12 protein-coding genes are annotated in these 13,442 nt (G+C 72.4%); 5 read left to right on the top strand and 7 right to left on the bottom strand.

The genetic code is table 11. The features are described 5' to 3' along the window. Positions 1-59: 59 nt before the first annotated feature. Positions 60-1,214, bottom strand: a complete 1,155-nt coding sequence (locus H0H10_RS19265; RefSeq protein ID WP_188182250.1) for a WD40/YVTN/BNR-like repeat-containing protein — start codon at positions 1,212-1,214, stop codon at positions 60-62. Positions 1,215-1,425: 211 nt separating this feature from the next. After that, positions 1,426-3,108: a DNA alkylation response protein gene (locus H0H10_RS19260; RefSeq protein ID WP_188182249.1), complete on the bottom strand. Its 1,683-nt coding sequence runs from the start codon at positions 3,106-3,108 to the stop codon at positions 1,426-1,428. A 79-nt stretch (positions 3,109-3,187) separates the two neighbouring features. Here H0H10_RS19260 and H0H10_RS19255 point away from each other — a divergent pair, with 79 nt between their 5' ends. Next, positions 3,188-3,940, top strand: coding sequence for a PaaX family transcriptional regulator C-terminal domain-containing protein (locus tag H0H10_RS19255; protein WP_188182470.1), 753 nt, complete (start codon positions 3,188-3,190; stop codon positions 3,938-3,940). A 73-nt stretch (positions 3,941-4,013) separates the two neighbouring features. Here H0H10_RS19255 and H0H10_RS19250 read toward each other — a convergent pair whose 3' ends face one another. After that, on the bottom strand, positions 4,014-4,817 hold the full coding sequence (locus H0H10_RS19250) for a pectate lyase (RefSeq protein WP_188182248.1): 804 nt from the start codon (positions 4,815-4,817) through the stop codon (positions 4,014-4,016). A 290-nt stretch (positions 4,818-5,107) separates the two neighbouring features. Between H0H10_RS19250 and H0H10_RS19245 the strand changes: the two genes are divergently transcribed. Next, positions 5,108-6,460 carry an extracellular catalytic domain type 1 short-chain-length polyhydroxyalkanoate depolymerase gene (locus H0H10_RS19245; protein ID WP_309141840.1) on the top strand — a complete coding sequence of 451 codons (1,353 nt, stop codon included), beginning with the start codon at positions 5,108-5,110 and terminating at the stop codon, positions 6,458-6,460. 9 nt (positions 6,461-6,469) lie between these two features. Here H0H10_RS19245 and H0H10_RS19240 read toward each other — a convergent pair whose 3' ends face one another. Beyond that, complete coding sequence (locus tag H0H10_RS19240; protein WP_188182247.1) at positions 6,470-7,549, bottom strand: NADH:flavin oxidoreductase/NADH oxidase; 1,080 nt, start codon at positions 7,547-7,549, stop codon at positions 6,470-6,472. A 121-nt stretch (positions 7,550-7,670) separates the two neighbouring features. Between H0H10_RS19240 and H0H10_RS19235 the strand changes: the two genes are divergently transcribed. Further along, complete coding sequence (locus H0H10_RS19235) at positions 7,671-8,033, top strand: ArsR/SmtB family transcription factor (RefSeq protein WP_188182246.1); 363 nt, start codon at positions 7,671-7,673, stop codon at positions 8,031-8,033. An 88-nt stretch (positions 8,034-8,121) separates the two neighbouring features. Here the strand turns inward: H0H10_RS19235 and H0H10_RS19230 are convergent, their stop codons facing one another. After that, a complete protein-coding gene (locus tag H0H10_RS19230; RefSeq protein ID WP_188182245.1) occupies positions 8,122-9,501 on the bottom strand; it encodes an FAD-dependent oxidoreductase in 1,380 nt (459 codons plus the stop codon). Positions 9,502-9,723: 222 nt separating this feature from the next. On the opposite strand from H0H10_RS19230, the gene H0H10_RS19225 reads away from it, so the two are divergent. Beyond that, positions 9,724-10,197 (top strand): DUF6214 family protein, encoded by a 474-nt coding sequence (locus H0H10_RS19225; RefSeq protein WP_188182244.1) that lies wholly within the window; start codon positions 9,724-9,726, stop codon positions 10,195-10,197. A 31-nt stretch (positions 10,198-10,228) separates the two neighbouring features. Here H0H10_RS19225 and H0H10_RS19220 read toward each other — a convergent pair whose 3' ends face one another. After that, positions 10,229-10,882, bottom strand: a complete 654-nt coding sequence (locus H0H10_RS19220; RefSeq protein ID WP_188182243.1) for a DUF305 domain-containing protein — start codon at positions 10,880-10,882, stop codon at positions 10,229-10,231. A gap of 209 nt (positions 10,883-11,091) precedes the next feature. Between H0H10_RS19220 and H0H10_RS19215 the strand changes: the two genes are divergently transcribed. Then, on the top strand, positions 11,092-12,594 hold the full coding sequence (locus H0H10_RS19215; protein WP_188182242.1) for an LVIVD repeat-containing protein: 1,503 nt from the start codon (positions 11,092-11,094) through the stop codon (positions 12,592-12,594). Here H0H10_RS19215 and H0H10_RS19210 read toward each other — a convergent pair. Then, positions 12,582-13,295, bottom strand: a complete 714-nt coding sequence (locus H0H10_RS19210) for a TetR/AcrR family transcriptional regulator (protein WP_188182241.1) — start codon at positions 13,293-13,295, stop codon at positions 12,582-12,584. The genes H0H10_RS19215 and H0H10_RS19210 overlap by 13 nt on opposite strands. Positions 13,296-13,442 lie beyond the last annotated feature (147 nt).

Raw genomic sequence — 13,442 nt, 5'->3', positions numbered from 1 at the left:
TACTGCCGTACGGGTGACGGCGATCAACCGGTGGCCGGGCCAGTCCCCCCCGGTCCGGCTCATGCGACGACCGCGGCCCGCACGCACAGCACGTCCGGCAGGTGCGAGGCCAACTGCCGCCAGCTGTCGCCGTCGTCGGCGGATGCGAACACCTCGCCGTTGCGGTTGCCGAAGTACACACCCGCCCGCTCCGCGTCGTCGGTGCACAGCGCGTCGCGCAGCACCGTGCCGTAGTGGTCCTCCTGCGGCAGTCCCGCTGTGAGCGGCTCCCAGGTCTTGCCCGCGTCCGCCGTGCGGAAGACGCGACAGCGCCGCTCGGCCGGGACCCGGTCCGAGTCGGCGTTGATCGGGAACACGTACGCCGTGTCGCCGCGGTGCGGATGGGCGGCCACCGCGAACCCGAACGTGGACGGCAGTCCCTCGCCGATGTCCGTCCAGTGCGCGCCCGCGTCGTCGCTGCGGTACACGCCCCAGTGGTTCTGCAGATACAGCCGGTCCGGGGTCGCCGAGTCCTGTGCGATCTTGTGCACGCACTGGCCGAACTCCGGGTTGGGATCCGGCAGGAACACCGCGGACACACCGGAGTTGGACGGCGTCCAGCTGGCACCGCCGTCGGACGTGCGGAACACGCCCGCGGTCGAGACGGCGACCGTCACGGCCCGCGGGTCCCGCTTGTCGGTGACGACGGTGTGCAGCCCCTCGCCGCCGCCGCCCGGCACCCACTGGGACCGCGTGGGGTGCTCCCACAGGGGGCGGACCAGCTCGAAGCTCTCCCCGCGGTCCTCCGAGCGGTACAGCGCGGCCGGTTCCGTGCCCGCGTACACCACGTCCGGCTCGGCGGCGGCCGGGTGCAGCTGCCACACGCGCTCCAGGGAAGCCCCCGTGTCCTTGGGGAACTTGACGGCCGGCCGGGCCGGTTCCGTCCAGGTCCGGCCCAGGTCGTCGGAGTGGAACACCGACGGACCCCAGTGCGAGCTGTCGCCGCCGGCCAGCAGCCGCGGGGTGGCACGGCGCGTGTCGATGGCGACCGAGTACACGGCCTGCGCGTTGAAGTAGGGACTCTCGTCGAACTCCCAGGCGCCACCTCGCCGGCGCCCGATGAACAGGCCCTTGCGGGTGCCCACGGCGAGTAGTACCTCGGTCATGCCGATCACCTCCGCGGCGTCCTCGTCGACGCCTTCGTCTCGGACACCGGCTAGTCTGCACCCCGCCACTGACAGTCACCTCCGCACACGCCGTCACCGCAGTTCACAGCGGTGATGCGCCCCGCTGCCCCGGGGCGCACCGCCCGCCCGGGGGTGGCGGCACGGGGCTCGGGGACAGGGGGCGCGGATCGTTCGCGGCCCGGCTCCGGAGGGGCGGGCCGGCGCGCGCCCTCCTCCGTCACGGCGCGTGCCGGCCCCGAACACGCGGCGCCCGGTTCGCTCAGCCCTCGCCCGGCAGCGCGCGGTCCAGGATGCCGGTGAGATCGGCGCCGTCCGGAAGCGTGCCGAAGGCGTGCCCCCAGTCGCCGCCGAGCCGGGTCGCGCAGAACGCGTCGGCGACCGCGGGCGGGGCGTGCCGGACCAGGAGGGAGCCCTGGAGGGTGAGGGCCATCAGCTCCACCAGCCGACGGGCACCCGCCTCGGACCCCTCGGCCAGTGCGCCCTCCAGCCGCGTCACGGCCGCGTCCAGCCGGGCGTCCGCCCCGCGCGCGAGGGCGAGTTCGTCGAAGAGGGCGTGGGCGGTGGCGGGCTCACGGCCCAGCGCCCGCAGCACGTCGAGGGCGTTGACGTTCCCCGAGCCCTCCCAGATCGACAGCAGCGGGGCCTCACGGTAGTGGCGGGGCATGCCCGACTCCTCCACGTAGCCGTTGCCGCCCAGGCACTCCAGGGCCTCCGCGGTGAACGCCGGCCCCCGCTTGGTCACCCAGTACTTGCCGACGGCGGTGGCGATCCGCCGGAACGCCGCCTCCCCGGCGTCCCCGCGCACCGCCCGGTCGGCCGCGCCGGCCAGCCGCAGCGTGAGCGTCGTCGCGGCCTCGGACTCCAGCGCGAGATCGGCCAGCACGTTGCGCATCAGCGGCTGGTCGACCAGCCGGGCACCGAACGCGCTGCGGTGCCGCACATGATGCCCCGCCTCCACCAGCGTCTTGCGCATCAGCGTCGCCGAGGACATCACGCAGTCCAGCCGCGTGCAGTTGACCATCTCGATGATCGTCTTGACGCCCTGGCCCTCGGGACCGACCAGCCAGGCCACCGTGCCGTCGAACTCGGGTTCCGAGGAGGCGTTGGACCGGTTGCCGAGCTTGTCCTTCAGCCGCTGGATGCGGAAGGTGTTGCGGCTTCCGTCGGGCAGCACGCGGGGCACCAGGAAGCAGGACAGACCCCCGGGCGCCTGGGCCAGCACAAGGAACACGTCGCACATCGGCGCGGACGTGAACCACTTGTGCCCGCGCAGCGTGTACACGCCGGCCTCCGCGGTCGGCGTGGCCGTCGTGGTGTTCGTACGGACGTCAGAGCCGCCCTGCTTCTCGGTCATCCCCATGCCCGCCAGCAGACCCCGCTTCTGTGTGGGCGTCCGGAGCCCCGGGTCGTACTCACGGCTGGTGAGCAGGGGCTCGTACACCTTCGCCAGCTCCGGCTGCCGCCGCAGGACGGGGACCGCCGCGTACGTCATCGACGTCGGACAGCCGTGCCCCGCCTCGGTGTGGCCCCACACCAGCCCGCCCGCGCTGCGCGCGACATGGGCGCCCGGCCGGCCGTCCGCCCAGGGCGCGGCGGCCAGGCCCTCGCCGATCGCCACGCGCATCAGGTGGTGCCAGCTCGGGTGGTACTCGACCTCGTCGACGCGGTTGCCGTACCGGTCGTGCGTGCGCAGTACGGGTTCGTGGCGGTTGGCCAGGTCCCCCCACTCCTGCGCCTCGGCGCTGCCCGCGCGCCGGCCGAGCCGCCGCAGATCCTCCTCGGCCCACCCGGCGCCCTCCCGCCGCAGCCCCTCCAGCAGGGCCGTGTCGTCGGACGCGTCGTACGGGGCCGGCGGAGGGGGCTGGTTGGTCACGTCGTGCGTGGCGTATCCCTCCGGGCGCCCTCCGGATTCCTCGTACCGCTCGTGCGCGCGTGTCGTCATACGATGAGTGTTGCACTATTCCTACGGCCGCAGCAATCGTGCAACACGCGAGGCGCACGTACAGTACGTGCACATGCCGATGAACCACTCCGCGCCCCCCGGCGAACCCGCGCTGCGCCCGCTGTCCGCGCGGTCGGTCGTCCTGAGCCTGCTGCTGGGCACGCATCCCCCCGAGCTGCCGGTGAGGGAGCTGATGCGGCTCGTGGAGGGCTTCGGCGTCGGCGGTTCAACCGCGCGGGCGGCGCTCAGCAGGATGGCGGCCGCCGGAGACCTGCGGCGCACCGACACCGGCTACCGCCTCAGCGAGCGGCTGCTGGAGCGCCAGCGGCGCCAGGACGAGGCCGTACGCCCGCACACGCGCGCGTGGGACGGCGACTGGGAAATGGTCGTGATCACCGCGACGGGCCGCGGTCCCGCCGAACGCGCCGATCTGCGGGCCCGGCTGACCGCCCTGCGGCTGGCCGAGCTCCGTGAGGGCGTCTGGCTGCGCCCCGCCAATCTGCGCCGCCCGCTGCCCGGCGACCTCGACCGGGTGGCCGAGCACTACACGGCCCGGCCCGGCCGCCCGGCCCGTGAGCTGGCCGCGAGTCTGTGGCCGCTGGACGCCTGGTCCGCCACGGCCGGCGCGCTGCTCGCCCACGTCGCCGACGCCCGGCGGCCCGCCGACCGCCTCACCGCCTTCGCGGCCGTCGTCCGCCATCTGCTCGCCGACCCCGTCCTGCCCGGGGAACTGCTCCCGGCCCACTGGCCCGGCGCGGCTCTGCGCGACGCCTACCGGGACTACCAGCGCGAGCAGGCGGGACGGATCGGGGCGCACGAGACCCCGGCCTGATCCGGCAATGGCCGTGCGCGGCGCCGGAACGCCGCGCACGGCCGCCCCTCACCGTGGGGGCGTCACGGAGACGTCACTTGTACGTGATGTCGGACGACGAGTACTTGCAGTAGGTGCCGTCGGGGCCGGAGCCGTTGGAGTCCGGCTCGTCGCCGTCGTCGTTGCCGATGTACTTCTGGCAGGGAACGATCTTCTTGCTGGTGTCCCCGACGATCGTGATGTTCCTGAGGGTCGCGCTGTCACCGTAGTTGGTGTTGATGCCGACGAGCCGGCTGCCCTTCCACGTCGCCTCGATGGTGTTGAGGTTGATCGTCCGCTTGTACTGCGTGGAGCAGTTGCCGCACGAGCGGATGAAGGTGCCGAAGTTCTTCACGGCGAAGTTCGAGACGTTCAGCGTGCCGGCGCCGTTGAACTGGAACACCTTGTCGCTGGCTTCCTTCGCGCCACCGCCGGAGACGGTGTAGACGTTCGACGACGAGGAGCCCCGGAACGTCGCCGCGTCCTCGCCGACGTCCTCCCACCAGACGTTCTGCAGCGTGCAGCTGCCCTTGCAGTGGATGCCGTCCGCGGCGGGCGCGCCGATGATGACGTTCTTCAGCACGGCGCCGGGTGCCAGCTCCAGGATCGGGCCCTGGTCCTCGTCCTGGCCGTCGGAGCCCAGGTCGCCGGTGCCGTAGAGGCGCTTCATCCCGTAGTCCTTGGTGCCGGAGACCGAGATGGTGGAGGAGACGCCCTCACTGCCGTTGGGGGTCGGCCAGGTGGCGGCGTGCGCCGACGTCGCCCCGGAGGTCATGATCATGCCAACCGAGAGCCCGAGCGCGGCCAGCGCGCCGGTCATGGCGCGCCCGCGTGCGCGTGGTCGTGTCGCAGAAGCCATGTCCTGATTCCTTCTGTGTGGGGGTTGTGGGTTCATGTACGTGAATGGCGTACGTCATTCTGCTTGCCGCATGCGAGAACTGCCGGGCAATGCGACCCGTGGGTCACATCGCTGAACGGAACGTAGAGTGCAAGCGCTTTCTAGTCAACGCTTCGTGCAGCATCCGTTCCGTCGGTGGCGTGTCGCGCCAGGCCGGCCGGGCCGGGACTGTGGGAGCGCTTCCATGATGAGCGTGTCCATGCCACGATGCGTTCCACGAGTCACGACCGGAACCCAGAAGGGACAAGGACGTGCCCACCACCCCCCACCCCACCGCGACGAGACCGCGGCGCACGGCGCTCGGCGCGCTCCTCGGCGCGCTCGTCGCGCTGTTCACGGCGATGACCCTCGCCGCACCCCCGGCCTCCGCCGGCACCGGAGCCCCGGCCCCGGCCCGCACCGGAACCCCGGCCGCCCAGGCCCCCACCGCGACGCTCACGCGGATCGCCGACTTCGGCGCCAATCCCAGCAACCTGGAGATGTACCTGTACGTGCCCGACAGCGTCACCGCGCACCCGGCCGTCCTGGTGGCCGTGCACTACTGCACGGGATCCGGGCCGGCGATGTACTCCGGCACCGAGTACGCCTCCCTCGCCGACCGCCACGGGTTCGTCGTCGTGTACCCCTCGGTCACCCGGGCGAGCAAGTGCTTCGACGTCTCCTCGCCCCAGGCACTGCGCCGCGGCGGCGGCAGCGACCCGGTCGGCATCAAGTCCATGGTCGACTGGGTCGTCCGCACCTACGACGCCGACACCGGCCGGATCTTCGCCACCGGCATCTCCTCGGGGGCGATGATGACGAACGTGCTGCTGGGCGACTACCCGGACGTCTTCTCGGCGGGCGCCGCCTTCGCGGGCGTACCGTTCGGCTGCTTCGCCACCACCGACGGCTCCGAGTGGAACAGCGCCTGTGCGAACGGCACCGTGACCCGCACTCCCCGGCAGTGGGGCGACCTGGTCCGGGGCGCCTACCCGGGGTACACCGGCCCGCGTCCCCGCATGCAGCTCTGGCACGGCACGCAGGACGACACCCTGCGCTACCCCAACTTCGGGGAGGAGATCAAGCAGTGGACGGACGTGCTCGGCACCGGCCAGACACCGGCGGCCACCGACACGCCCCGGCCCGGCTGGACCCGCACCCGCTACGGCGGCACCGGTGACCGGGCCCCCGTCGAGGCGATCAGCCTTCAGGGCGTGGGCCACAACCTCTACGCCGCCGGCATGGGCGCCCATGTGATCGCCTTCTTCGGTCTGGACGCCCCGGACCCCGAGCCCGAACCCCCGGCCGGCGCCTGCCGGGTGACCGTCGCGACCAACGCCTGGAACTCCGGCCTGACCGCCTCGGTGACGATCACCAACACCGGCACGGCCACGGTGAACGGCTGGCGGCTCGGCTTCACCCTCCCCGCCGGCCAGGTCATCACGGGCGGCTGGGGTGCCACGTATACGCCGGCCTCCGGAGCGGTGACGGCGGTGAACGCGGCGTACAACGGCACGCTCGCACCGAACGCGAGCGTCACCGTCGGCTACCAGGCGACCCACGGCGGCGACAGTGCGGCCCCGGGCGCCTTCACGCTCAACGGGGCCGCCTGTACGAAGGGGTGACGGCCCGGCTCACATGTTCCAGCCGTACTGGTCCGGCATGCGCACCTCGCCGTCCAGCTCCCGTGCCGCGGCCTGCGCCCAGGAGGGGCTGCGCAGCAGCTCGCGGCCCAGCAGGACCGCGTCGGCCTCGCCGTTGGCCAGGATCTTCTCCGCCTGCTCGGCGTCGGTGATCAGGCCGACGGCGGCGACCGGCAGCGTGGTCTCCGCCTTCACGCGCGCCGCGAACGGGACCTGGTAGCCCGGCCCGGTCGGGATGCGGACGCGGGAGGCGTTGCCGCCGGTGGACACGTCGAGGAGGTCGACACCGTGGGCCTGGAGGTCGCGGGCGAAGCGCACGGTGTCGTCGGGCGTCCAGCCGCCCTCGTCCAGCCAGTCGGTCGCCGACACGCGGAAGAACAGCGGCTTGTCGTCGGGCCACACCTCGCGTACGGCGTCGACGACTTCGAGGGCGAAGCGGGTGCGGTTCTCGTAGGAGCCGCCGTAGGCGTCGGTGCGGTGGTTGGAGTGCGGCGACAGGAACTCGTGGATCAGGTAGCCGTGGGCGCCGTGGATCTCGACGATCTCGAAGCCGGCGGCGAGGGCCCGGCGGGCGGCGTCCGCGAACTGCCCGACGATCTCCCGGATCCGGTCCGTCGTCAGTTCGGTCGGCACCGGGTGCCGTGCGTCGAACGCGAGCGCGCTGGGGGCCACCGGCTGCCAGCCGTGCGCGTCCGGGCCGACGGGCGCCCCGCCCTTCCAGGGCCGGTCGGTCGATGCCTTCCGGCCGGCGTGAGCGAGCTGAACGGCCGGCACGGTGCCCTGGTCGCGCAGGAAGCGCGTGATCCGGCGGAACGCCTCGACCTGGGTGTCGTTCCACAGACCGAGGTCCCGCGGGGAGATGCGGCCCTCCGGGGACACGCCGGTGGCCTCCACGATGATCAGGCCGGTGCCGCCCACCGCGCGTGCGGCGTAGTGGGCGAAGTGCCACTCGCCGGGAACGCCGGCCGAGGGGCCCTCCGGTTCGGCCGAGTACTGGCACATCGGCGGCATCCACACGCGGTTCGGGATGGTGACGTCACGCAGGGTGAGGGGCTGGAAGAGGGCGCTCACAGGGGTGCTCCAGTTCGTCGCGGACCGAGGACGACTCGTACGATAGGCATCGTAGTACGGCGAGTGTCAAACTACGGTGACTCTCGTACAATGGAGGTCTCCCGGATGAACTGGAGCCACCGTGACCCCCGCCGCCACCGCCCCGAGCAGCCGTGACCTGCCGCACCCGGCGCGTGAGGAGATCCGGCTGGAGGGCGTGCTGCACGCGCTGTCCGATCCGATGCGGCTGCGGATCGTGCGGGATCTCGCGGCCGACAGCGACGAGCTCTTCTCCTGCTCGTACTTCGATCTGCCCGTCACCAAGTCCACGACCACGCACCACTTCCGGGTGCTGCGCGAGAGCGGCGTGATCCGGCAGACCTACCGGGGTACGGCCAAGATGAACGGACTGCGCAGGGACGACCTGGACGACCTCTTCCCGGGACTCCTCGACGCCCTCCTGGCCGCCGCCGACCGCCAGTCCGCCCGCCTCGGCACCGGCTGACCACGACCGGCGGCCGGGGTGGCGCGGACGGCCCGGGTTCCGACGCGCTCACCCGGCGAACGGCCGCCCCCGCCGCGGCCGTGTCCGCTCAGCCGTCCGCCGTCCGCGCCGCGGCGGTGTCCGCTCCGCCGTCCGCCGTCCGCGCCGCCGCCAGCAGCGAGACCCAGTCGGGCAGCTTCACCACGCTCCGCCCCAGCGAGGCGCCCAGCTCCGCCTCGGCCCGTTCGATGGCCCGCCACCCCGCCCACTCGACCGGCTCGACCCCCTCGGCCCGCAGGGCGTCCAAGGGATCGGCGGACGCCTCCCGGCGCTCCATGGCCGCGACGTCGGCCAGCAGTGACGCCACCGTCTCCTTCGCGCACGGCCGGTTGGTGCCGATGACGCCGGTCGGTCCCCGCTTGATCCAGCCGGCCACGTACTCGCCCGGGGCGACGGCGCCGTCGCGCAGGACGCGCCCGGCCCGGTGCGGCACGGTGCCGGTCACGTCGTCGAACGGCAGACCCTCCAGCGGCACGCCCCGGTAGCCCACCGAGCGCAGCACCAGCTCGGCCCCGATCTCCTCGTGCCGGCCGGTGCCCGTCACGCCGCCGTGTCCGTCCGGCGCCGTCCGCTCGAAGCGCACGGCGCCCACGTGTGCGCCGTCGGCGAGCAGTTCCACCGGACGCAGGAAGAAGCGCAGCCGGATCCGGCGCGCGGCCTCCCGCCGCGGCTCCTCGGCCCAGCCGCGCAGCACCTCCACGTTGCGCCGCTGCGGAGCGGGCAGCCCGGAGGGGTCCCGGTACGCCGGGTCCAGCGCGAGTTCCGCCGGGTCCACCACGACCGCGGTGTCCGGCAGGGAGCCCAGTTCGCGCAGCTCCTTGGTCGTGAAGCGGGCCTGCGAGGGACCCCGCCGGCCCACCATGTGGACGTCGGTCACCCGGCCGGCGGCGAGCGCGTCGAGCGCGGCCTGCGGCATGTCGGTGCCCCTCAGCTCCGCCGCGCCACGCACCAGCATCCGCGTGACGTCGACGGCGACGTTACCCACGCCGACCACCACCGCCGACCGCGCCCCGCTCAGGAACCCGTCGTCGGCGGCGTCCGGATGAGCGCTGTACCAGGACACGAACTCGGTCGCCGACCAGCTGCCGGGCAGGTCCTCGCCCGGGATCCCCAGCCGCCGGTCGGTGGCGGCGCCGACGCAGTAGACCACGGCGTCGTACAGCTCCCGCAGCCGCGCGGTCGGCACGCCCCCGGGGCCGACCGGCACACCGCCGAGGAAACGCACCCGCTCGTGCTCCAGGACTGTGCGCAGGGTGCTCTGCAGCGACTTGATCTTCTCGTGGTCCGGCGCCACGCCGTACCGCACCAGCCCGTAGGGGCACGGCAGCCGGTCCAGGACGTCGACGTGCACCCCGGGGCTGAGCTGGACGAGGCTCTGGGCGGTGTAGCACCCGCTGGGACCCGAGCCGACGACGGCGACACGCAGCACGGCGGAACTCCTTCTCCGGGGATCCACGGGGGATCGGAGGAGATCGCTGATGGTCTCCAGCATGGCACCGCTTCCGCTCCGCTGACAGGGTGCCGCGCCCGGCGGGGGAGGCGTGTTCGTTCGTATGGAGTGTGATCATGCGGTTACGTTGCGTGTGTGCTCGAAGCATCCTTCGTACATCGTTCTCTTCAGCTTTCCGATCGCTGCCCGGACGACGGCGACGTGTCGGTGCGGCAGACGTGGGCCGTGCGGCAGGACGGCGGCACCACCTCGTGGTTCGACGTCCGGCTGACGTTCGCGGACGGTGCGCGGGTCGACGCGCTCGCCGTGCTCTGCGGCGAGGGCGTCCGGATCGAGGACGTACGGGCCGAGCCCGCGCTCTCCCTCGACGACCTGGCGGTGCTCGCCGACTGGCTGGAGGACCCGCTCTTCGAGGCGTGCGTGACCGCGGCCGCCGGCGGCCCGCCGGCTCCGGCACGGAGGGCCCGCCCGGAGTGGCCGCGCGGCAGGGAGGGGTGCCGGCTCGTCGCTCAGGAGTACCGCGCCGCGCAGGAGGCGGGCGCCGACGCCGTCCTCGCGGTGATGCGCGCGACCGGGCACAGCCGCCGCAAGGCGCTCAGGCTGATCGGCCAGGCGCGCGACGAGGGGTTCCTGACCCCGCGTCGCGCGCGGCGCGGCACGGCCGGGGACGGCTGAGGGCTGCCCGGCCGCGGTTGCGGACGGTCCGTCAGAGCATCTGCCGCATCCGGGTGATCTCGCTCGTCTGCTGCGCGACCACGTCGTCGGCCATCTCCTCGATCTGCACGTTGTTGCCCTGTGCCTTCACGTCCGTGGCCATCGTGATCGCGCCTTCGTGGTGGGTGATCATCAGGGTGAGGAAGAGCCGGTCGAAGGCCTCTCCCTGCGCCGCGCGCAGCTTCTTCAGCTGGGCCTCGGTCGCCATCCCGGGCATCGCGGAGTGGTCGTGCCCGCCGCCCGTCTCCTTCTCGCCGTGCGTCTTCAGCCAGCCCTTCATGGCCGTGATCTCCGGCCCCTGGGCCGCGGATATCCGCTCGGCGAGCGCCTTGACCTTCCCCGACTCGCCCTGCTCCGGCACGAGTTCGGTCATCTCCAGGGCCTGGGCGTGGTGCTGGATCATCATCCGCGCGTAGGCGACGTCCGCGGAGTTGGGGGAGTCGTCGTCGGCGCGCTGTGCCTGGGCCTCCTCGGCGGACAGCGTCCGGTTCGCCTCGCCCGGCCTGCCCGGGGCGATGACCGACGGCCCGGTCGCCGCGGCCGTCTTCGGTTCCGCGCCTGAGTCGCAGGCCCCCAGTCCGAGCACGGCCAGAGCGGTCAGCGAGGCCGCGACGAGCGACGCGCGGGGCACGGGACGGAAGGGCACAACGACCTCCTGTGGCTGGGGGTGCCCCCTCCGGGGAGGGGCGGGGGACACCTCGTGAGTGTCATGAACGTCCTAGCACGCTTACGCGCGTCACTGATCAAAAAAGTTCATTGCGTTTCTGTTAGCCCCTGTTGGTATGTGCATGGCGAAGACGATACTGCGGGGGTGCATGAACCGTTCCCCCGTGAACGGAACCAGGGAGGAAGACAGTGATCCTGTTGAACGGCCCCAGAACACGGCGCAGACGCCTGGGAGTTGCGGCAGCCGCCGCCGGACTCCTGTCCGCGCTGCTCACCGCCGCCCCGGCCGCGGCGACGCCCGACCCCGGCGACGGGCCGGCCGCGTCGAAGGAGGTGTCGGGCAGCGCCCGCGCGGAGGTGCGCGACGCCATAGCCGGCGGTGAGATACCCGGCCAGGACGAGATCGTCCACTCGGCCAACATCGAACACCTCGTCAACATCCCCAAGGACACCCTGCCGGGCACGAACTCGGACCTGGCCTTCCAGGGGAAGTACGCCTTCGCCGGCAACTACGACGGCTTCCGCATCTTCGACATCAGCAACCCGAAGGCGCCGAAGACGGTCTCCCAGGTGCTGTGCCCCGGCTCGCAGAACGACATCTCCGTCTCGGGCGACCTGCTGTTCCTGTCCACCGACTCCTCGCGCAGCGACAGCAGTTGCAACAGCACCACGCAGCCCGCGACCGAGAAGTCCTCGTGGGAGGGCATGAAGGTCTTCGACATCAGCGACAAGCGGAACCCGAAGTACGTCGCCGCCGTCGAGACCGCCTGCGGCTCGCACACCCACACGCTGGTGCCCGAGCGCAAGAACGTCTACGTCTACGTCTCCTCGTACTCGCCGAACGCCGCCTACCCGGACTGCCAGCCGCCGCACGACGGCATCTCGGTCATCAAGGTGCCGCGCAACGCCCCCGAGAAGGCGGCGCTCGTGGGCTTCCCGGTGCTGTTCCCCGGCGAGGGCCCCGACGGCGGCGGCAACCCGGGTGCGCCCACCAACCCGGGCGTGTCCAAGACCACCGGCTGCCACGACATCACCGTCCTGCCCTCCGAGGACCTGGCGGCCGGCGCCTGCATGGGTGACGGCATCCTGTTCTCCATCGAGGACCCCGAGCGCCCGAAGGTGATCGACCGCGTCCAGGACAACGTCAACTTCGCCTTCTGGCACTCGGCGACCTTCAACCAGAAGGCGAACAAGGTCGTCTTCACCGACGAGCTGGGCGGCGGCGGCGCGGCCACCTGCAACGCGGAGATCGGCCCGAACCGCGGCGCGGACGGCATCTACGACATCGTCGGCAAGGGCGACAAGCGCAAGCTCGTCTTCCGCAGCTACTTCAAGATCCCCCGCCACCAGGCGGACACCGAGAACTGTGTCGCCCACAACGGCTCGCTGATCCCGGTCAAGGGCAAGGACCTCATGGTCCAGGCCTGGTACCAGGGCGGCGTCTCCGTCTGGGACTTCACGGACTCCTCCCGCCCGAAGGAGATCGCCTACTTCGAGCGGGGTCCGGTGACCACCGACCGGATCGTCACCGGCGGTTCCTGGTCCGCGTACTACTACAACGGCTACATCTACTCGAACGACATCGCCAAGGGCTTCGACGTCCTGAAGCTCGACGACCGGCGCACGGACCCGGCCCAGCGGGTCCACCTGCGCGAGCTCAACGTGCAGACGCAGCCGGACTACTTCGACTGACCCGGCTGCTCCGGCCGGTCCGGCTCCTGCGGCCGTTCCGGCCGGTCCGGTACGCCGGTCGCGAAGAACCGCGACAGATCCGTGTCGCACCTCCCGCCGGGCGCTTCGGCGTCCGGCGGGACCCCGAGATCCCAGTCCAGCCGGTAGCGCTTGAACAACTCCGCGCGCAGCACCGGCACGGGCATCGGCACCCCGGGCACCAGCGCGGCGTAGACGGCGCCCATCAGCAGCGCGCGCAGCATCGGGTAGTCGCCGTCGACGTCCCGCGAGCCGTGCCGCGCCACGGTGTCCCGCAGCAGCTCGGCCAGGCGCCGCTGCTCCGGGCACGGCACGAAGCCCTCCGCCTGCAGCAGGCCCGCCATGTGCTGGCGCATGAGCACCGGCCGGTCCCTGGCCAGGCCGAGGATCGCGTCGATGGCCCGCGCCATCCGCTCCGCCCCGTCGGCGGTGCGCGGCTCGCGCTCCAGGGCCTCCTCCAGCGTCCGGTGCATCAGCCGGTGCACGGCGGACTGCACCAGCTGGCGCTTGCCGGGGAAGTAGTACGACACCAGCCCGCGGGCCGAACCGGCCCGGTCGGCTATGTCGCCGAGCGTCGTCGCGTCGTAACCGTGCTCGCCCACCAGCTCCACCGCGGCCTGCAGCAGCCGCTCCTTCGAGCGCCTTCGCAACTCTTCATTGACCGAGGCGCTGCGCGGGGACATGCTGTAACTCCTGCGTTGACTGGCTGACAGCCAACTATACTCAGGGCATGCGGACAGACCCCGCGGGGCCGGGTCCGCATACCGTCTGCCTCGGGCGACACGGGGGATCGTCCGGGGCGGACGGGACGCCCTGGTGGTTGCTTCGGG

Origin of the sequence: Streptomyces griseicoloratus (genome assembly GCF_014534645.1) — a bacterium.
In the GTDB taxonomy this organism is placed as follows: domain Bacteria; phylum Actinomycetota; class Actinomycetes; order Streptomycetales; family Streptomycetaceae; genus Streptomyces; species Streptomyces griseicoloratus.
The sequence above is the reverse complement of the archived record's forward strand: the minus strand, read 5'-3'. Positions and strand labels throughout refer to the sequence as shown.